This is a genomic window from Candidatus Methylomirabilota bacterium, from assembly GCA_035936835.1.
Taxonomy (GTDB): Bacteria; Methylomirabilota; Methylomirabilia; order Rokubacteriales; family CSP1-6; genus AR37.
The window spans coordinates 1-3,332 of the sequence record DASYVT010000044.1 but is presented as its reverse complement, the minus strand read 5'-3'; the positions used below and the strand labels follow the sequence as shown (position 1 = coordinate 3,332).

The 3,332-nt window shown below is 69.2% G+C and carries 4 protein-coding genes; all 4 read left to right on the top strand.

All coding sequences use genetic code 11. The features are described 5' to 3' along the window. Positions 1-99 precede the first annotated feature (99 nt). Positions 100-1,074, top strand: coding sequence for an ornithine cyclodeaminase family protein (locus VGV06_03700; protein HEV2054261.1), 975 nt, complete (start codon positions 100-102; stop codon positions 1,072-1,074). Next, entirely contained in the window at positions 1,071-2,240 is a 1,170-nt protein-coding gene (locus tag VGV06_03695; GenBank protein ID HEV2054260.1) for an FAD-dependent oxidoreductase, read from the top strand. Before VGV06_03700 ends, VGV06_03695 begins: the two co-directional genes overlap by 4 nt. Positions 2,241-2,350: 110 nt before the next feature. Next, positions 2,351-2,863: a DinB family protein gene (locus VGV06_03690; protein HEV2054259.1), complete on the top strand. Its 513-nt coding sequence runs from the start codon at positions 2,351-2,353 to the stop codon at positions 2,861-2,863. Then, on the top strand, positions 2,860-3,324 hold the full coding sequence (locus VGV06_03685) for a VOC family protein (protein ID HEV2054258.1): 465 nt from the start codon (positions 2,860-2,862) through the stop codon (positions 3,322-3,324). Before VGV06_03690 ends, VGV06_03685 begins: the two co-directional genes overlap by 4 nt. Positions 3,325-3,332 lie beyond the last annotated feature (8 nt).

Below are 3,332 nucleotides of genomic sequence, written 5' to 3'. Positions count from 1 at the left end.
CGTCACCTACAAGCACGAGGTGCTGAACCATCGCGGCGAGCTGGTCCTCGAGGCGACGATCAAGCGCATGATCAAGCGGGCCGCGGCAACGGCCGCCTGATGCTCGTCCTCACGCGCGCCGACCTCGAGCGCGTGCTCGAGCCGGCGGCGGTCATCATTGCTGTCGAGTCGGCGTTCCGCGAGGCGGCGGCAGGCCGCGCCCCCGCCCTGCCCCGCGCCGTCCTGCCCATGGCGAAGGGCGGGGTGTTCCTCGGCATGATCTCGGCCCTGCCCCGACGCCAGGCGCTCGGCGCGAAGCTCGTCAGCGTCGTCGAGGCCAATCGCAAGCGCGGACTGCCGACGCTCCACGCCTCGTACCTGCTGAGTGACCCCGAGACCGGCGCGCCGCTCGCCTTCATGGAGGCGGGCTTCCTCACCGCCATCCGCACGGGCGCGGCCTCCGCCGTCGCCGCAAAGTATCTCGCGCGCCCGGATTCCCGGCGCGTCGCCTGCTTCGGCGCGGGAGTCCAGGCCGAGTTCCAGCTCCGTTGTCTGAACGCCGTCCTGCCGCTCGAGTCGATCGCCGTCGTCGGGCGCGACCCGGCCCGCGCCCAGGCCTTCGCAACACGGATGCGCGGCGCCCTCGGCGTGCCGGTCGAGGTCGCGCGCGACAGCCGCGCGGCGGTCCGCGAAGCAGACGTCGTGACGTGCGCGACAACCTCATCCCGTCCCGTCTTCGCAGGGCGCGATCTCAGGCCCGGCGCCCACGTGGACGCCGTCGGCGCGTTCAGGCCCACGACCCGCGAGGTCGACACCGAGACCATCATGCGCGCGCGCGTCGTCGTGGACACCTACCACGGCGCGTGGGCGGAGGCCGGCGACCTCCTCATCCCGATCAAGGCGGGCGCCATCACGCGGCGCCACGTCAGGGCCGAGCTGGCCGAGGTCGTGGCGCGCAAGAAGCCCGGGCGCACACGTCCCGACGAGATCACCCTCTTCAAGTCGGTGGGCTGGGCCCCGGAGGACGCGGCCTCGGCGCGGCTGGCGTATGATCGGGCCATGGCGCGCGGCATCGGCACGGAGGTCGCTCTCTGAGGACCGCCGACGCCGTCATCGTCGGCGGCGGCGTCACCGGCTGCTCGCTCGCCTTCCAGCTGGCGGGAGCCGGCGTCAAGCGCGTCCTGGTGCTGGAGCGCCGCTTCCTCGGCTCAGGAGGCACCGGCCGCTCGGTCGGCGTGATCCGCCAGCTCTACCCCACGCCTGAGACGACGCAGATGGTGCTGCGCTCGCTCGCCGTCTTCGAGCGCTTCGGCGAGGTGGTGGGCGGAGAGTCGGGCTTTGTCCGCTGCGGCGTCCTCATCGGTGTCGGCGCCGCCATGCGCCCATCCCTAGAAAAGACGCTCGCGGTCCAGCGCAGCTTGGGTGTCAGCGGCGAGATCCTCGAGCCGCGTGACTTGAGGCGCGTCGAGCCGCGCATCGATCCTGCCGGGCTCGGCGCCGTACTCTACGAGCCCGGCTCAGGGTACGGCGATCCCTCGGCCGTCACCGCCGGCTACGCCGATGCGGCGCGCAAGCGCGGTGTAACGATCGAGCAGGGCCAGGAGGTGACGGCGATCCGCCAGGCGGGCGGCAGGATCACGGGCGTGGTGACCGCCTCGGGCGAGGAGATCACCACTCCGGCCGTGGTCAACGCGGCCGGGCTCTGGTCCCCCGGTCTCGCGCGCCTCGCGGGGGTCGAGCTGCCCATCGTCATCGGCAGGCATCCGGTCTTCGTCCTCGAGCGCGACTCTGGCTTCGGCCGGGCCCACATGGTCTACCTCGATCTCCACGGCGGCTGCTACGTGAAGCCTGAGACGGGCGGGCTCACGCTGACTGGCTCGCTGACCGACGACGAGACGCAGCATCCCATGGATCCGGAGCTGCTCGGCGCCGAGCCGGGCTTCGAAGAAGCGGAGGCGGTGCTGGAGCGCACGAGCCGGGCGCTGCCGGCCCTCGGCGCCGCCCGCTACGCCCGGGGCTGGGCCGGCGCCTTCGACATCACGCCGGACTGGATGCCCATTCTCGACGAGTCGCCGGTGAAGGGATTCTTCATCGCCGCCGGCATGTCGGGCCACGGCTTCAAGCTCGCCCCGGCCGTCGGCGAGATGATGGCGGCGCTCATCACGGGTTCGACGCCTCCGGTAAGTCCGAGGCCTTTCCGTCTGGCGCGCTTTGCCGGGCGGCCGGCCGGCGGTACCTTCGTGTCGTCGTACCTCGGCTGAAGGGCGGCCCGATTCCACCCAAACGACCGACCCCCTTCGTACAACTACGAGAAGGGGCTTTCCAATGGACAGTGGCGAAAGGATGCCTTATGGACAGACGAGGGCAGCTATTGCAGCGACTCGATAAGGCGTGGTCTGTATTCAGAGAGTCGTACGCCGGATTGCCGGATTCGGAATTGCTCGAGCCCGGCGTTACCGGCGCTTGGTCAGCGAGAGACATCATTGCTCACGTAACCACCTGGGAAGAGGAGGCGTTGAAACATTTGCCGCTCGTTCTCATGGGCAAGAGGCCACCGCGATACTCGGTGACGTACGGCGGCATCGATACCTTCAACGCCCAAACGACCGAACGGAAGAAGACTCTATCGCTGCTCGAGGTGTTCCAGCACCAGGAGGACGTTCACCGCCGGCTGATCGAGCTCATCGAAGGCGTGCCCGAGGACCAACTCGGTGGCGATACCCGCTTCCGCCATCGCCTCCGCCTCGATACATACGGGCACTATCCAAAGCACGCGATTGCGATCAAGGAGTGGAGGGAGCGGCGCTATACTGACCCAGGTGACGACCCTGCGATACGCCCTGACCACGCACAGGCGCCCTTGAGCGCGGGAGCACAGCGATGATTCAAGCCCGAAAGCTTGGCCACATCGTGCTGAAGGTTCGCGATGCCCAGAAATCCAAGGAGTTCTACACGCGCGTGCTCGGCCTCAAGCTCGCCTACGAGGACCGGGAGCACGGTGCGGTCTTCCTCAGCTTCGGCACCCAGCACCACGACCTCGCGCTCTTCCAGCTCGCCACCGGCGAGACGCCCGAGGCGGCCCAGCCGGGCCTGCACCACTCGGCGTGGCAGCTGGGGAGTTTCGAGGAGCTGCAGGCCGCCCATCGCGAGCTGCGCGAGCTTGGCGTGGCCGTGGAGTCGACCATCGAGCACAACGTCACGCGCAGCGTGTACTTCCCCGACCCTGACGGCAACCGCGTGGAGCTCTACTGCGACATGGTCGAGGACGGCTTCGAGACTATGCGGACGATGGGCCCCCGGCGAGACGTGATCGACATCGAGACCGGCCAGGTCGTCAAGCGCTGAGAGCAAGG

Excerpts from the sequence above, each read along its gene's own strand:
- VGV06_03685 (HEV2054258.1), top strand. The coding sequence starts at position 2,860 with ATGATTCAAGCCCGAAAGCTTGGCCACATCGTGCTGAAGGTTCGCGAT.
- VGV06_03700 (HEV2054261.1), top strand. The coding sequence starts at position 100 with ATGCTCGTCCTCACGCGCGCCGACCTCGAGCGCGTGCTCGAGCCGGCG.